Here is a 15,465-nt window from a genome sequence, read left to right as displayed (position 1 = left end):
AGCGGACGGGGTCACGCAGGCACGAGTCGCCGTCCGATGCTCGCCGACATCAGCGCGGCCGCGGCACACAACCCGCCGGCCAGGTACCACGCCAGGTTGTAGCTGCCCTGCGCGTCCCGGATCGCGCCGGCACCGGTCGCGGCCAGCGCGGCACCGACCTGGTGCGACGCGAACACCCAGCCGAACACGATCGGCCCGTCCTGCCCGAACCACTCCCGGCACAGCGCCACCGTCGGCGGAACCGTGGCGACCCAGTCCAGCCCGTAGAAGATGATGAACACCCACGTACTGGGCGCTGCGGTCGGACCGAGCAGTGAAGGCAGCACCAGGAGCGACAGACCACGGAGCGTGTAGTACGCGATCAACAGGTACCGCGGGTCCCACCGGTCGGTCAGGTACCCGGAGAAGATCGTCCCGCCGACGTCGAACACCCCCACCAGCGCCAGCAGCGACGCAGCGGTCGTCGCAGGCATCCCGTGGTCGTGGGCAGCCGTAACGAAGTGCGTGCCGATCAGACCGTTCGTAGACGCCCCGCAGATCGCGAAGCCACCCGCCAGCAGCCAGAACGCCGGCCGACGCATAGCCATCGTCAGAGCGTTCAGCGCCCGCTTGGCACTACTCCCGGTCGTCTCCACGCGCTGCCCCGCGGTACTTCCCTCGGGAGCGCCGTACGCGCGCAGTCCGACATCACTCGGGTAATCCCGCAAGAACAGCAGCACCAGCGGTACGACGGCCAACGCAGCAGCGGCCGCTACGAGTGCAGGGACTCGCCAGCCGTAGTGAGCGGCCAGGGACGCGATGAGCGGCAAGAAGATCAGCTGGCCGGTCGCACCGGCCGCTGTGAGGATCCCCGTCACCAGACCGCGACGGTGGACGAACCAGCGACCGGTGATGGTCGCGACGAACGTCATCGACATCGATCCGGTACCAATGCCGACCAGCAGCCCCCAGCAGAGCAGCAATTGCCACGACGCGGTCATGAACACGGTCAGCCCGCTGCCGAGCGCGATCAGCACCAGCGCCCCGCTGACGACCTTCCGCAGACCCAACCGGTCCATCAGTGCTGCCGCGAACGGCGAGATGCCGCCGAACAGCAGCAAGTTGATCGACACCGCCGTCGAGATCGTCGCGTGCGACCACCCGAACTCCTCGTGCAACGGGTCGAGCAGCACACTCGGCACCGACCGGAAGCCGGCCGCCCCGATCAGCGTCACGAATCCGACCACCGCGACCGCCCAGGCCAGGTGCACCCGGGGAGCCTTCCTCGTCTCCACAATCTGTGTCACCGGACCAGGGTGCCGGTTTGACGATCATCGAACTAGTGGCCATATAGACAACATGTGTCAAGATACGGCCATGAGTCGTCAGCTGGCCGCCGTCGGACCGCACGTGGTCGCCGTGCTCGCGCTCGAGCCGGTCGTCGGGTTCGACCTGACGATCCCGCCGACCGTCCTCGGCGCCGCCACCACGGCCGACGGCACCAAGCTGTACGACGTACGCGTCTGCGGCCTCGGCGGACCGGTCCGCGCGAGCGCCGGCTTCACGCTCACGCCTGACCACGGACCCGAAGCGCTCGCCGAGGCGGACACGGTCATCATCCCCGGCACGTACATCCCGCAGCCGCGGTACGAAGGCACGCTGCCCGATGACCTGGCGGCCGCGCTCGCGACCATCCGGCCCGGCACCCGGGTGGCGTCGATCTGCACCGGCGCGTTCGTCCTCGGCGCCGCCGGGTACTTCGACGACCGTCCGGCGACGACCCACTGGCGGCGGGCGGAGCTGTTCCGCAAGGTCTATCCACAGGTGCAGCTCGACGAGGACCGCCTGTTCATCGACGACGGCGACGTCCTCAGCTCGGCCGGACTCGCCGCCGGTATCGACCTGTGCCTGCACCTGGTCCGCCGGGACTTCGGCAGCGAGGTCGCCAACCGTGCGGCACGGCACTGCGTCGTCGCACCATGGCGGGACGGCGGCCAGTCGCAGTTCATCGAACGCGCCGTACCCGAGGAAGGCACCGAAGGTACCGCGCCGACGCGGGCCTGGGCGCTGCAGCATCTGGATCGGGAGATCAGCCTCACAGCGATGGCAGGGCATGCGCGGATGAGCGTTCGGACGTTCAGCCGTCGTTTCAAGGCCGAGACCGGTCAGTCGCCGGGCACGTGGTTGCTGCAGCAGCGGGTGCGGCACGCGTGCCACCTGCTCGAGACGACCGACCTGTCCGTCGACCGGGTCGCCGAGGAGGCCGGCCTGGGTACGGCGGCCTCTCTACGACACCACCTGCGGTCGGCGCTGGGCGTGTCCCCGCTGGCCTACCGCAAGACGTTCCGGGCAGGCTGAGTCAGAGCACGACGAGGTCGTGTGGGCGCTTGTTCATCGACTCGACGCCGTCCGCGGTGACGACGACGATGTCCTCGATGCGAGCGCCCCAGCGGCCGGCCTGGTAGATACCCGGCTCCACACTGAACGCCATGCCTGGCTCCAGCAGCAGCTCGTTGCCCGCGATGATGTACGGGTCCTCGTGCACGTCCAGCCCGATCCCGTGGCCGGTGCGGTGGATGAAGTAGTCGCCGAAGCCGGCCGCGGCGATCACGTCCCGCGCGGCGGCGTCGATCGACTCGGCGGTCACACCAGGCCGTACGGCGTCCACGGCGGCCTGCTGCGCCTCCTGCAGTACGGCGTACGTCGCGGCCACGTCGGCGTCCCGTGGCGTACCGACCGCGTACGTCCGGGTGGAGTCGGAGTTGTAGCCCTCGGCAACGGGTCCGCCGATGTCGACGACCACGACGTCACCGGCCTCGATCACCCGTCCGGACAACGCGTGGTGCGGGCTCGCGCCGTTCGGGCCGCTGGCGACGATCACGAAGTCCGCCACCGTGTGGCCCTCCTCGACGATCGCGGCCGCGATGTCCGCGCCGACCTCCGCCTCGGTCCGGCCCGGGCGCAGCCACTCGCCGACTCGGGCGTGTACGCGGTCGATCGCCGCACCGGCCTTGCGAAGCGCCTCGAGCTCGGCTGCGTCCTTGCGCATCCGGAGTTCGCGGACGATCGGCCCGGCCAGCACCTGGTCGGCCTTCGGGAGCGCGTCGCGGAGAGCGAGCACGTGCAGGGCCGGCGTGAAGTCGCTGACCGCGACCCGGTCGGCGCCACGCAGCCGGTCGGCGGCCAGGTTGTACGGGTCGACGCCGTCCACCCACGTGACGACCTCGACGCCGAGCTCGTCGAGCGGGAGCTCGCCGTACCCCGGCGCTTCGAGCTTCGGTACGACAAGCGCGGGGGCACCGTCGGCCGGAATCACCAGGGCCGTCAGGCGCTCGAACGAACCACCCGGCTGACCGATCAGGTAGCGCAGGTCGGAACCCGGCGCGATCACCAGGCCCGTACCGGCCGCGACCTCGCGGGCACGGTCCAGGCGGGAACGAAGGACGGCGGCATCAGGAATCGGCGGGAGTGCGGAGCGACGGGCCATAGGCAGACTCTAGAACTGTCGGAACGGCTTGCTACAACTGGGTTTCGCTTCAACCCCTGCTCGGCGAAAGGCTCTTCGATGACACTGCACTTCGTGTCCCACGGCGATGGCGTACCGGTTCTCGCACTGCACGGATGGTCGCCGGACCACCGGCTGATGACCGGCTGCCTGGAACCGATCTTCAGCGAGCTCTCCGGCTACCGCAGGCTCTATCCGGACCTGCCCGGGATGGGCCGGAGCCCGGCCGGCGACATCGACAGCTCGGACGGCATCATGGCCGCGCTCCGGGAGTTCATCGACGAGCAGATCGGCGACGAACCGTTCCTCCTGATCGGCGAGTCGTACGGCGGGTACCTCGCGCGCGGGCTGGTCGTGGAGAGACCCGAACAGATCCGCGGTCTCGCGATGATCTGCCCGATCGGCGTGCTCTGGCACAAGGACAGGAAGCTGCCCGAACACGTCGTACTGCGGACCGAACCGGGCGTGCTCGAGTCGCTCGAGGAGGGCGAGGACTTCACCGATCTGGCGGTGGTACAGACCGCGGCGGCGCTGGCGGCGTACCGCTCCGACGTGGCGCCGGGGCTGGCGCTCGCGGACGAGGCGGCGATGGAACGCATCCAGAAGAACTGGGCACTGACGAAGGCGCCGGAGAGCGGTCCGCCCTACGACGGACCGTCTCTCATCGTCTGTGGCCGGCAGGACGCCGTGACCGGGTATGAGGATCAGCACGAACTGCTCCCCCACTACCCACGCGCGACGTACGCCGTACTCGATGTCGCCGGCCACAATCTCCAGCTCGAACAGCCCGCGCTCTTCGGGGCCTTGATCAGCGAATGGCTGCAGCGGATTCAGCTGGTCTGAGCCGTCGGCATGATCGTCAGCTGCTGGAAGTTGACCCGCGGCGGCTGCGTGGCGACGAAGCCGACTGCTTGCGCGATGTCGTCCGCGGTCAACCACTCCATCGTCTGCTTGGAGCCGTCCAGCCACTGCAGCGCGCCGGCGTCGGTGACGTGGCTCTGCAGTTCGGTGCCGACGATGCCCGGTTCGAGCGCCGAGACCCGGACGTTCTTCGGGCCGAGTTCGGCGCGCAGGTGCCGGGAGAGGTGGCTGACGTACGCCTTGGTGCCCGAGTAGACGGCGAAGTTCGGGAAGATGTTCTGCGCCGCGATCGACGACGTGTTGATCAGGTCCGCGACCCCGCGCTCGGCGGCGGCCGCGACCAGCTGCGGCGTGAACGCGCCGATCACGTTCATCAGACCGGTGATGTTCAGGTCGATCTGGTACTGCCACTGCTCGGTCGCCCGCTCCTCGATCGGCGCGGGGAGCATGACGCCGGCGTTGTTGAAGAGCAGGTCGGCGCCGCCCAGCTCGGCCGCGACCCGATCGGCTGCCGCCTGCACCGCTGCTGCGTCGGTGACGTCAACGACCAGCGCCAAGGCCTGCCCGCCGTCCTTCTCGATCCGGGTGACCAGCTCTTCGAGGCGTTCGGCCCGCCGGGCCAGGACGGCGACGGTGGCGCCGAGTCCGGCCAGGCGCTCGGCCGTGCTCTCGCCGATGCCGCTCGAGGCGCCGGTGACGACCGCGACCCGACCAGTGAGCGGCTTGACTTCAGAATATTGCACAGACATGTGGTGACTGCCTTCCGATGTGATGGGCGGCGGTTGCCGTCCGTGTCTCCAGAACACCAGTCCCAGAAGGCGCTTGGGGCGCTCGAACAGCCCCTGTCCGGGCAGGCACCGGCGAGACTGGTACCGGCAGGGCCACCTACCCCCACGGTTGGGCTGTGGCGGTCAATCACACTGGAGCCATGGACCGAAGTACCGAGATCGCAGACTTCCTCCGCTCGCGGCGGGCCGCCATCGCCCCCGACCGCGCCGGCCTGCCCGAGGACGGCCGCAAGCGCCGCGTCCCCGGTCTGCGGCGTGACGAGGTTGCGCGGTTGGCCGGTGTCAGCACGGAGTACTACACCCGGCTGGAGCAAGGACGGGCCGGGAACCCGTCCGCCGAGGTTCTCGATGCGCTCGCCGGCGCGCTGCAACTCGATACGGTCGAGCGCGAGCACCTCACCGATCTGCTGAGCCGACGGCCACCGGCTCGACGTACGCCGACGAGTCCGCAGCGGGTCCGGCCGGGCCTCTACCTGATGCTGCAGACGCTCGACCACGTGCCCGCGTTCATCCTCGGCCGGCGTACCGACGTACTCGCGACGAATCGGCTCGCGCGTACGGTGCTGACGGACTTCGACGCGATGCCGGCGACGCGCAGGAACCTCGCGCGGTACTACCTGCTCGATCCGGAGGCCCGCGAGCAGGTCGGCGACTGGGAACGGATTGCGGCCGAGACCGTCGCGATTCTGCGCCTCGAAGCCGGTCGCTATCCGCACGACCGTCAGCTCGCAGACCTCGTCGGGGAGCTCACGCTGCAATGTCCCGAGTTCACGGGTTGGTGGAACGATCACCGCGTCCTGCGCCGGACGCACGGGTCGAAGGTCTACCACCATCCGGTCGCGGGCGATCTCGAGTTCGCCTACGAGTCGTTCCAGGTGCCTGGCGACGCCGAGCAGACGCTGTGCGTCTATCAGGTCGAGCCAGGCTCCCCGACCGCCGACGGACTCCGGCTGCTGGCCAGCTGGATCGCGCCCCAACCGGCAAACGACTGAGTCACCCCCTGCCACGGGCGGCTACCAGCGGGTAATGTCGGCGGCATGGTGACTGCGAAGCGTCCGTTCGGGTGGCCGTTGCTTGTCGCGCTGACCAACGGGCGCGCCAGGATCTCCGACGAGCGGCTCGCTGCTGCGGTCCGCGGGAAGGTCGTCCTGGTGACCGGTTCGTCGTACGGGATCGGCGAGGCGACCGCGCGGCGGCTGGCCGCGGCTGGTGCGACGGTGCTGCTCGTCGCGCGGACCGAGGACCAACTGCAGGTTGTCGCCGACGAGATCCGGTCGGGCGGCGGGTCCGCGTACGTGTACCCGGCGAACCTGGCGGATCCTGCCGCGGTCGAGGAGCTGGTGCGGACCGTACTGGCAGAGCACGGGCACGTCGACGTACTCGTGAACAACGCGGGCAAGTCGATCCGGCGGTCGGTCGCGGACACCTACCAGCGGTTCCACGACATCGAGCGGACCAACGCCGTGAACTACCTCGGGCCGGCGAAGCTCGTACTCGAACTGCTGCCGTCGATGTGCGAGCGACGATCCGGGCACATCGTGAACGTGTCGACGGCCGGAGTCCGGACGCCTCCGATGGCACGGTGGTCGGCGTACCTGGCGTCGAAAAGTGCGTTCGACGTGTGGCTGCGGTGTGTCGCGCAGGAGGTGCGCGGGAACGGCGTGACGACCTCGACGGTGTACATGGGGCTTGTGCACACGCGGATGAGCGAGCCGACGCCGGTGCTGAACAAGCTGCCAGGGTTGTCCCCGGAGCAGGCGGCCGACCAGGTGTGTACGGCGGTGGCGGAGCGGCCGCACAACATCACGCCACCGTTCGTCCGGCCGGCCGATGCCGTGGGCAACCTTCTGCGGGTGCCGACGGATCGGTTGCTGGAGCAGTACTTCCGGCGTACCGGAGGCGGGAAGAAGCGATGATCCGGCCGATCGGGCCGCTCCGGCCACCGGAGTGGCTGGTGCACAGCGCGGCCGAGGTCGGCGGGTTGTCGGTCGCGCTGATCAGGTCCGGCGTGTGGCGGTCCGCCGGGCCGTCCCAACTACGCGGGATCGAGAGGGCGCTGCGCACGTGGGGTCAGTCGATGGCGACGCTCGCCGCGGTCGCGGCGATCCGGTACCCGGAACGAGCGGCCGTCATCTGCGGGGATGACCGGCTCACCTACGCCGAGCTCGACGCGCGGTGCGAGCGCATCGCCGCCGGCTTGCATGCGCAGTACGGCATTGTTGCTGGCAGCAAGGTGGCCGTGCTGTGCCGGAACCATGCGGGGTTCCTGGAGGCCACGCTCTCCGCGTCTCGCCTGGGTGCGGACGTCCTGTTCGTGAACACCGAGTTCGCCGCACCCCAACTACAAGCCGTCCTTGACCAACACCACCCCGACCTACTCATCCACGACCCCGAGTTCACGCCACCTCCCGACGTCCCTTCCGTTCTGTCCTCGCCGCCTCCGGCGCGCGGTGTCAGCCTCGGTGAGCTGACTGCGAGTGAGGCGCCCGCTGCGCCGGTGCCGGGGCGGGTTGGGCATATTACGTTGCTGACTTCTGGGACAACGGGGGCGCCGAAGGCTGCTCCTCGAGTGCCTACGGCTTTGGGGTTGGCGGGGTTGACCGGGAGTGCGCTGCAGCGGTTCGGTGTTCGGGCCGGAGAGCCGATGGTTATCGCGCCGCCGTTGTTCCACGGGGTCGGGTTGCTGACGTCGATGCTCGCGTTGTTCCTCGGGTCGCCGTTGGTGTTGCGGCCGCGGTTCGACGCGGCGACCTTGCTGGCGGATGTGGAGGCGACGCGGGCGGGATCGGTCGTCGCCGTACCGGTGATGTTGCGGCGGTTGCTGGAGCTCGGGCCGACCGAGGTCGCGCGGTACGACCTGCGATCGTTGCGCGCCGTGATCTCTGGCGCGTCGCAGCTCGGGGCTCCGTTGGCGGAGAGGTTCGTCGAGCGGTTCGGGCCGATCCTGTGTGACGCGTACGGGTCGAGCGAGGTCGGGATCGCCACGATCGCGACGCCCGCGGACCTGCGCGCCGCACCGGGGACGGTCGGGCGGCCGTGCCTCGGTAGCTCGATCCGGATCCTCGACGACCAGGACCGTACGGTGCCGACCGGTACGACCGGGCGGATCTTCGCGGGCGGCGGGCTCGTCTTCGGCGGGTACTCCGACGGTTCGAACAAGACCGTCGTCGACGGGCGGATGAGCACCGGCGACCTCGGCCACCTCGACGCGGCCGGGCGACTGTTCATCGACGGCCGCGAGGACGACATGATCGTGTCCGGCGGCGAGAACGTGTACCCGGTCGAGGTCGAGCAGTGCCTCACGGCACATCCGTCCGTTGCCGAGGCGGTCGTCGCCGGAGTTCCGGACGAGGAGTTCGGCCAGCGACTGATCGCGTACGTCGTACTCAACGAGCCCACGACCGAGGACGACCTCATCGCTCACGTGAAGACCAGCCTCGCCCGCTACAAGACCCCGCGCCGCGTCGTCATCCTCGACGACTTCCCCCGCAACGCCACCGGCAAGGTCCTTCGAAGCAAACTCACCCCACCGTGAAGCCGTGGAAGCGGGTCATGCGCTCCAGGCCCGAACCGGATCCGGCTCGTCCGCGCGGCCACGTAGCCGAGCGGCTCGTACGCACCCGCCGTACGTCGAGCCGAACTTCCCCGGCGGCAATAGGTGGTCCGGCAAGCACGCCGTACCGTAGCCCAGCTCCTCCGCCGCGATCGCGAGCTCGACGGGCCGCGCGGGTGCCTTCGCCCCGGACTTGTCCGGGAGGACCACCTGGAGCTCGGCCATGCGGTCGACCCCTACTGAGCGTGCGCGGCGGGCGACCGGTGTCGACCCCGATGGAGCCTGGGCGGCGGGCTACCGGTCTACGTGGGGATGATGAGGATGGCCGGGTCGACCAGGCGGACGCCCGCCACTCACCAAACTGGCGCCTTGGCCGACTTGCAGGGGTCGGCAGGCGCGGGCCGGGCGGTGGGGGCTTGGTTGGTGAGTGGTGCAGGTCCGCCCGTGGGAGAGTGGGGGCCGTGAAGATTCTCGTCGGATACGTACCAACGCCCGAAGGTGAAGCGGCGCTGACCGCGGCGGCGGCCGAGGCCACGCTGCGGGGAGCCTCGATCCTGCTGCTGAACACCAGTCGCGGAGACTCCTACATCGACGCCCGCTACGCCAATGCCGACGAGTTGGCCGCCGCCGAGACCAAGCTCCGCGAGTCCGGCGTCGAGGTGACGGTCCAGCAGGCGCTGTCCCAGGGCGACGTGGCCGGCGCCTTGCTGAAGGCCGCCGCCGCCGAGGACGTCGTCCTGATCGTCCTCGGCCTCCGCCGCCGAAGCCCCGTCGGCAAACTCATCCTCGGCAGCACCGCCCAACGAGTCCTCCTCGAATCCCCCGTCCCAGTCCTAGCCGTCAAGGTCCCCTCCCCCCACGACTGACCCCGAAGGTCCCGGACTCGCCTCTCAAGGTCCCATCGCTGCACGACTGCCCACGAGCCTCCAGACCACCACACCCTCGCCTCCGCGGCTCCGCCCCCGCACGACTAATCGCAGACCCGAGGCCCCCAGGGTCCGTCGCCGCACGAGTGGGCGCGGGCCTGCGGGCCATCACAATCCCCGCTCACGGTGCGGCTCTCGCCTGGGGCGCGCACTGCGGAGCGATTGCGATGGCCTGGGCGTCCGCTAATCCGGGTGATGCGTTGGGTCCGGCCGCCTAAACTGGTCGGGTTATGCCTGATGCCCGGACCGAGTCCCCGAGTCCATCCCCAGCCCCCGCCCAGGCCCCGGCGCCCCGCCGGCGCCGCCGCGGCGGCAAGAACCGGCGACCAGCCGCCACAAACCCAGCATCCGCCACCCCCGGCACCACCCCGCCCGGCACCACCCCGCCCGGCACCACCCCGCCCGGCACCACTCCGCCTGGCGGAGCCCAGCCTGCGCCCACGGCCGGCGACGCGCGCCCAGCGTCCGCGGAGAGCAGCCGGACACGCCCCGCGGGTGGGAAGAGCGAGGGGACGCGCTCCGCGCCTGCCGAGAGCGACGCGGCACACTCCGCGCCAGCCGCGGGCAACGCAGCACGTCCCGCGGCTGCGGGCAGCGACGCGACACGCCGCCCCGCGCGTGCGGAGGGTGGTGTCGCGCCGGGCGGCACCGCTGGGGAGTCACGAGGTGCTGGGCGGCGTCGTCGGGGTCGCGGGGCGTCTGGTGCCTCGGCTGGTGGAGCCGCGGCTGCGGATCAGTCTGGTGGAGCCTCGACTGGTGAGCAGGTCGATGGGGCCGCGGCTGGTGGGCAGGCTGGCGGGGCGGCGGCCCGTGGGCAGGCTGGTGGAGCCGTGGCTGATGGAGCCGCGGCTGGTGAGCAGGTCGGTGGGGCCGTGGCTGGTGGGGCCGTGGCTGGTGGGGCCGTGGCTGGTGGAGCCGTGGCTGGTGGAGCCGGGGCTGGTGGAGCCGGGGCTGGTGGGCAGGCCGGGGACGGGGGGTTGAGCTTGGGGGCGGTGGTTGCTCGGCTGGAAGGGGTGACCGCGTATGACCGGGAGCAGTTGGGGCGACGGTTGGAGCGGGTTCGGCGGACGACCGACGCCAAGAAGCGGGGCAACGAGCTCAGGGGGGTGGTGGCTGCTGTCGAGCAGGCTGAGCGGCGGGTTGACGTACGACGGAACGCCGTGCCGGAGATCTCTTATCCGGAAGAGTTGCCGGTCAGTCAGCTGAAGGACGAGATTGCCGCCGCGATCCGGGAGCACCAGGTCGTGGTGGTTGCGGGTGAGACCGGGTCCGGGAAGACGACGCAGATCCCGAAGATCTGCCTCGAGCTCGGGCGTGGGATCCACGGCATGATCGGGCACACCCAGCCTCGCCGGCTTGCGGCGCGGACCGTGGCCGAGCGGATCGCGGAAGAGCTTGGCACCGAACTGGGCGAGACGATCGGGTTCGCCGTACGGTTCACCGACAAGGTCAGCGAACGCTCGCTGGTCAAGCTGATGACCGACGGCATCCTGCTCAACGAACTGCAGCGTGACCGCGACCTGACCCGGTACGACACGCTCATCATCGACGAGGCGCACGAGCGCAGCCTGAACATCGACTTCATCCTCGGGTACCTGAAACGGCTGCTCCCCCGCCGCCCGGACCTCAAGGTGATCATCACCTCCGCGACCATCGACCCCGAGCGGTTCGCCGCGCACTTCGCGGACGCCAACGGCGACCCGGCGCCGATCGTCGAGGTGTCCGGCCGGACCTACCCGGTCGAGGTCCGGTACCGCCCGGTCAACGACCCGGACGACCCGAGCACGATCGACCGCGACCAGACGCAGGCGATCCTGGACGCCGTCGACGAGCTCGAGTACGAGGCGGACGGCGACGTACTCGTCTTCCTCTCCGGCGAACGCGAGATCCGCGACACCGCCGACGCGCTCAACGACAAATACGCCGCGCAACGCGGCCGGCCGGGCGCCGTCGAAGTACTCCCCCTCTACGCCCGGCTCTCGAACGCCGAGCAGCACCGTGTCTTCCAGTCGCACTCGAACCGCCGGATCGTCCTCGCCACGAACGTCGCCGAGACCTCGCTGACCGTGCCGGGCATCAAGTACGTCATCGATCCCGGTACGGCGCGCATCTCGCGGTACAGCCACCGCACCAAGGTCCAGCACCTCCCGATCGAACCGGTCTCCCAGGCCAGCGCGAACCAGCGCAAGGGCCGCAGCGGCCGGACCAGCGACGGCATCTGCATCCGGCTGTACTCCGAGGAGGACTTCGAGAACCGCCCGGAGTTCACCGACCCGGAGATCCTGCGTACCAACCTGGCGTCGGTCATCCTGCAGATGACCGCGATCGGGCTCGGCGACATCGCGGCGTTCCCGTTCATCGACGAACCGGACAAGCGCAGCATCACCGACGGCCTGCAGTTGCTCACCGAACTCGGGGCGATCGAGACCCCGAAGGGCGGTCGGCTGACGCCGGTCGGCCGGCAGCTCGCGCAGATCCCGCTCGACCCGCGGCTGGCCCGGATGATCGTCGAGGCCGACAAGCACGCCTGCGTCCGCGAGGTGATGGTGATCGCGGCCGCGCTGTCGATCCAGGACCCGCGCGAACGCCCGACGGACGCCGAGGCGCAGGCGCAGCAGGCACATGCCCGGTTCCGCGACCCGAACAGCGACTTCCTCGGATACCTGAATCTCTGGGGCTACCTGAAGAAGCAGCAGAAGGAGCTGTCCGGCAACCAGTTCCGCCGGATGTGCCGCAGCGAGTACCTCAACTACCTTCGCGTCCGCGAGTGGCAGGACATCTATGCCCAGCTCCGCCAGGTCGCGTCGCAGATCGGCGTCAGGCTGAACAGCGGCGAACCGGCCGATCCGAACAGCGTGCACATCTCGCTGATGTCCGGCCTGCTCAGCCACCTCGGCATGAAGGACCCGGCGAACCAGCACCAGTACCTCGGCGCCCGCGGGACGAAGTTCGCGATCTTCCCCGGCTCGGGGCTGTTCAAGAAGCCGCCGCAGTTCGTGATGGCCGCCGAGCTCGTCGAGACGTCGAAGCTCTGGGCCCGGGTGAACGCGAAGATCGAGCCCGAGTGGGCCGAGGACCTCGCGCCGCACCTGATCAAACGGTCGTACTCCGAACCGCACTGGGAACGCAAGGCCGGCGCCGTGATGGCGTACGAGAAGGTCACGCTGTACGGCGTACCGATCGTTGCCCGGCGCAAGGTCAACTACGGCAAGGTCGACCCGGAGGTGTCCCGCGAGCTGTTCATCCGGCATGCGCTGGTCGAGGGCGACTGGGACACCCACCACAAGTTCTTCCACGAGAACCGCAAGCTGATCGAGGAGGTCGAGGAGCTCGAGGAACGGACCCGGCGGCGCGACCTGCTGGTCGACGACGAGACGCTGTTCGCGTTCTACGACGAGCGGATCGGCGCCGAGGTCGTCACCGGGCGGCACTTCGACACCTGGTGGAAGACGGCCCGGCAGCGCGACCACGACCTGCTCGACTTCGAGCGTTCACTCGTCGTCCGTGAGGGCGCCGAGGTGCGCGAGGAGGAGTTCCCGCTGCACTGGTTGCAGAACGGAATGACCTTCGACCTCACGTACGCGTTCGAGCCGGGCACCGACGCTGACGGTGTGACCGTACACATCCCGCTGCTCGTACTGAACCAGGTCAGCGCGGACGGCTTCGAGTGGACCGTGCCCGGGTTCCGCGAGGAGCTCGTCACCACCCTGATCAAGTCGTTGCCGAAGGCAATCAGGCGGAACATCGTGCCGGCCCCGGACCACGCGCGGCAGATCCTGCCCGAGCTGGATCCGGCGTCCGGGCCGCTCACCGACGCGATGGCCCGCGCGCTCGGCGAGCTCCGCGGCGTGGTGATCGAGCCGGGCGACTGGGACTGGACCCGGGTGCCGGAGCACCTGCGGATGACGTTCCGGATCGAGGACGACCAGCGCAAGACGGTGGCCGAGGGCAAGGATCTCGCCAGGCTGAAGGAGAAGCTGAAGCCGAAGACGACGGCCGCGATCTCGCAGGTCGCGTCGAAGGCGGTGAGCGGGCTGGAGAAGTCCGGGCTGACCGACTGGACGTTCGGCGATCTCCCCCGCAGCTTCTCCGAGCATCGCAACGGCCTCACCGTCGCGGGGTATCCGGCGCTCGTCGACGAGGGCAAGACCGTGGCGATCCGGCTCCAGGAGACCGAGCGCGACCAGGCTGCGGCGATGTGGGCCGGTACGCGCCGGCTTCTGCTGCTGACGATGCCGTCGGTCATCGACGTCGTCCAGCGCCAACTTAGCTCTGCGCAGAAGCTGACGCTGATGGCGGGGCCGCATCGTAACGTCGGCGAGCTGCTGGACGACGCGATCGGTGCTGCCGTCGACCAGCTGATGGCGGCCGCGGGCGGGCCGGCCTGGAACCTGACCGCGTTCTCGATCCTGCGGGACGCCGTCCGGTCCGAGCTCGCGGACACCGTACTGACGATCCTGCAGCAGGTCGAGCGGGTGCTGGCGCACGCGCGGACCGTCGACAAGCAGATCTCAAGGGCGGCGTCGCCGGCGTTGCTGGCCGCGCTGTCCGACGTACGAGGCCAGCTCGAGGGGCTCGTACATCCCGGGTTCATCACCGAGACGGGCGCGAAGCGACTGCCTGATCTGGTCCGGTACCTGCGCGGGATGGAGCAGCGGCTGGACAAGCTCGGCGCGAACGCGGCGCGGGACCGGTCCGGGATGGCCGTCGTCGACATGCTGACCGACGAGTACCGCAAGAAGCTCCGCGCGGTTCCCACCGGCAAGTACCCGAGCCCCGAGCTCCTCGACGTACGGTGGATGCTCGAGGAGCTGCGGGTCAGCCTGTTCGCGCAGACGCTCGGTACGCCGTACCCGGTCTCGGAGAAGCGCATCCGCAAAGCACTGGCGGAGAGCTAGGAGTCGAGCAGGCGGCGGGCGTGTTCGTGGACGGCCGTGCGGAGTTCGGGTGGTTCGAGGATCTCGAACGGCCAGTAGATGCGGATGACCGCTGAAACGAGGGGTCCCAGGTCGTTCGCGGCGAAGCGGACCTCGCAGGTGTTCGCGTCGACGGGATCGACCACACCTTGGCTCGGCGGAATCAGCCGCGCGACCGTCGCGGCGTCAGCGTGTACGCGGACCCGGGCGACGAGGTCCCACGGCGCCACTCCGGTGCCCTCGGCAACTAGTGCGACCGGGTCGGGCGGGTCGTCGAACCGGTAGCGCGAGCCGGTCAGCACGGGCTCGCTGATGCGGTCGACGCGGAACGTACGCCAGGCCTGCCGATCACGGTCGCGGGCGACCAGGTACCAGCGGCGGCCGGTGTGCACGATCTGCAGCGGCTCGACGCTGCGCTCGGATTCGGTGCCGTCGTGCGTGCGGTAGCGGAACCGGATCCCTTCGACATGTCGGCAACCGGCGGCCAGCGTGACCAGTACCTCGCCGTCGACCTGCGGCAGCTCTCCCTGCGGCAGCTGCGTCGTGTGCGCGCTGATCGCCGCGATCTGCTCCTGCAGTCGTGCCGGCAGGACCTGATGAAGTTTGGCCAGCGCCGAGACCGCAGCCTCCTCGACGCCGGACACGGTCGTGGTCGTCGCCACGCGGAGTCCGACCGCGATCGCGACCGCCTCCTCGTCCTCGAGCAGCAGCGGCGGGAGCCGGCCGCCCGGACCGAGACGGTAGCCGCCGCCGATCCCGGCCGCGGCGTCGATCGGGTAGCCGAGCGAACGCAGCCGCGTGACGTCCCGCCGTACGGTCCGAGGCGTGATCTCGAGCCTCGCGGCCAACTCGGCGCCGTCCCACTGGGGGCGCGAGTGCAGCAAGGACAACAACCGAAGCAGCCGGGACGCGGTATCCATCTCGTTGGCATTATCTC

General features: G+C 69.8%; 13 protein-coding genes. 8 read left to right on the top strand and 5 right to left on the bottom strand.

Annotated features, from left to right (window positions below):
* Window positions 1-11: 11 nt before the first annotated feature.
* Window positions 12-1,286, bottom strand: coding sequence for an MFS transporter (locus ACZ5BU_RS08995; RefSeq protein WP_465696897.1), 1,275 nt, complete (start codon window positions 1,284-1,286; stop codon window positions 12-14).
* A 70-nt stretch (window positions 1,287-1,356) separates the two neighbouring features.
* Here ACZ5BU_RS08995 and ACZ5BU_RS08990 point away from each other — a divergent pair, with 70 nt between their 5' ends.
* A complete protein-coding gene (locus tag ACZ5BU_RS08990; RefSeq protein WP_465696895.1) occupies window positions 1,357-2,337 on the top strand; it encodes a GlxA family transcriptional regulator in 981 nt (326 codons plus the stop codon).
* Between the two features lies 1 nt (window position 2,338).
* Here ACZ5BU_RS08990 and ACZ5BU_RS08985 read toward each other — a convergent pair whose 3' ends face one another.
* On the bottom strand, window positions 2,339-3,466 hold the full coding sequence (locus ACZ5BU_RS08985) for a M24 family metallopeptidase (RefSeq protein WP_465696893.1): 1,128 nt from the start codon (window positions 3,464-3,466) through the stop codon (window positions 2,339-2,341).
* 78 nt (window positions 3,467-3,544) lie between these two features.
* Here ACZ5BU_RS08985 and ACZ5BU_RS08980 point away from each other — a divergent pair, with 78 nt between their 5' ends.
* Window positions 3,545-4,327, top strand: coding sequence for an alpha/beta fold hydrolase (locus ACZ5BU_RS08980; RefSeq protein WP_465696891.1), 783 nt, complete (start codon window positions 3,545-3,547; stop codon window positions 4,325-4,327).
* Here the strand turns inward: ACZ5BU_RS08980 and ACZ5BU_RS08975 are convergent.
* Complete coding sequence (locus ACZ5BU_RS08975; RefSeq protein WP_465696888.1) at window positions 4,315-5,094, bottom strand: SDR family oxidoreductase; 780 nt, start codon at window positions 5,092-5,094, stop codon at window positions 4,315-4,317. The two genes, ACZ5BU_RS08980 and ACZ5BU_RS08975, sit on opposite strands and share 13 nt — an antisense overlap.
* A gap of 179 nt (window positions 5,095-5,273) precedes the next feature.
* Here ACZ5BU_RS08975 and ACZ5BU_RS08970 point away from each other — a divergent pair, with 179 nt between their 5' ends.
* The 3 genes from ACZ5BU_RS08970 to ACZ5BU_RS08960 are packed head-to-tail and all read left to right on the top strand — an operon-like array spanning window position 5,274 to window position 8,668.
* Window positions 5,274-6,125 (top strand): helix-turn-helix domain-containing protein, encoded by an 852-nt coding sequence (locus tag ACZ5BU_RS08970; protein WP_465696886.1) that lies wholly within the window; start codon window positions 5,274-5,276, stop codon window positions 6,123-6,125.
* Between the two features lie 45 nt (window positions 6,126-6,170).
* On the top strand, window positions 6,171-7,049 hold the full coding sequence (locus ACZ5BU_RS08965) for an SDR family NAD(P)-dependent oxidoreductase (protein ID WP_465696885.1): 879 nt from the start codon (window positions 6,171-6,173) through the stop codon (window positions 7,047-7,049).
* On the top strand, window positions 7,046-8,668 hold the full coding sequence (locus tag ACZ5BU_RS08960) for an AMP-binding protein (protein ID WP_465696883.1): 1,623 nt from the start codon (window positions 7,046-7,048) through the stop codon (window positions 8,666-8,668). The genes ACZ5BU_RS08965 and ACZ5BU_RS08960 overlap by 4 nt, the downstream gene beginning before the upstream one ends.
* Before the next feature lie 15 nt (window positions 8,669-8,683).
* Here ACZ5BU_RS08960 and ACZ5BU_RS08955 read toward each other — a convergent pair whose 3' ends face one another.
* Complete coding sequence (locus ACZ5BU_RS08955; RefSeq protein WP_465696881.1) at window positions 8,684-8,911, bottom strand: hypothetical protein; 228 nt, start codon at window positions 8,909-8,911, stop codon at window positions 8,684-8,686.
* 236 nt (window positions 8,912-9,147) lie between these two features.
* Here ACZ5BU_RS08955 and ACZ5BU_RS08950 point away from each other — a divergent pair, with 236 nt between their 5' ends.
* From ACZ5BU_RS08950 to hrpA, 3 genes are all read left to right on the top strand, one after another.
* Complete coding sequence (locus tag ACZ5BU_RS08950) at window positions 9,148-9,552, top strand: universal stress protein (protein WP_465696879.1); 405 nt, start codon at window positions 9,148-9,150, stop codon at window positions 9,550-9,552.
* A gap of 726 nt (window positions 9,553-10,278) precedes the next feature.
* The gene (locus ACZ5BU_RS08945; protein ID WP_465696877.1) at window positions 10,279-10,593 is read left to right on the top strand and encodes a hypothetical protein; all 315 of its coding nucleotides are present in this window, start codon (window positions 10,279-10,281) and stop codon (window positions 10,591-10,593) included.
* An 11-nt stretch (window positions 10,594-10,604) separates the two neighbouring features.
* Complete coding sequence (gene hrpA / locus ACZ5BU_RS08940; RefSeq protein WP_465696875.1) at window positions 10,605-14,510, top strand: ATP-dependent RNA helicase HrpA; 3,906 nt, start codon at window positions 10,605-10,607, stop codon at window positions 14,508-14,510.
* Here hrpA and ACZ5BU_RS08935 read toward each other — a convergent pair.
* The gene (locus ACZ5BU_RS08935; protein ID WP_465696873.1) at window positions 14,507-15,448 is read right to left on the bottom strand and encodes a helix-turn-helix transcriptional regulator; all 942 of its coding nucleotides are present in this window, start codon (window positions 15,446-15,448) and stop codon (window positions 14,507-14,509) included. The genes hrpA and ACZ5BU_RS08935 overlap by 4 nt on opposite strands.
* Between the last annotated feature and the right edge of the window lie 17 nt (window positions 15,449-15,465).

Source organism: Kribbella sp. NPDC031520, assembly GCF_055580825.1.
Note: the sequence above shows the minus strand (reverse complement) of the source record. Positions and strands in the feature narration are given on the sequence as shown.

Coding starts and splice junctions, on each gene's coding strand:
- ACZ5BU_RS08935 (WP_465696873.1), bottom strand. CDS start 15,448: ATGGATACCGCGTCCCGGCTGCTTCGGTTGTTGTCCTTGCTGCACTCG.
- ACZ5BU_RS08975 (WP_465696888.1), bottom strand. CDS start 5,094: ATGTCTGTGCAATATTCTGAAGTCAAGCCGCTCACTGGTCGGGTCGCG.
- ACZ5BU_RS08980 (WP_465696891.1), top strand. CDS start 3,545: ATGACACTGCACTTCGTGTCCCACGGCGATGGCGTACCGGTTCTCGCA.
- ACZ5BU_RS08955 (WP_465696881.1), bottom strand. CDS start 8,911: ATGGCCGAGCTCCAGGTGGTCCTCCCGGACAAGTCCGGGGCGAAGGCA.
- ACZ5BU_RS08985 (WP_465696893.1), bottom strand. CDS start 3,466: ATGGCCCGTCGCTCCGCACTCCCGCCGATTCCTGATGCCGCCGTCCTT.
- ACZ5BU_RS08970 (WP_465696886.1), top strand. CDS start 5,274: ATGGACCGAAGTACCGAGATCGCAGACTTCCTCCGCTCGCGGCGGGCC.
- ACZ5BU_RS08965 (WP_465696885.1), top strand. CDS start 6,171: ATGGTGACTGCGAAGCGTCCGTTCGGGTGGCCGTTGCTTGTCGCGCTG.
- ACZ5BU_RS08960 (WP_465696883.1), top strand. CDS start 7,046: ATGATCCGGCCGATCGGGCCGCTCCGGCCACCGGAGTGGCTGGTGCAC.
- ACZ5BU_RS08990 (WP_465696895.1), top strand. CDS start 1,357: ATGAGTCGTCAGCTGGCCGCCGTCGGACCGCACGTGGTCGCCGTGCTC.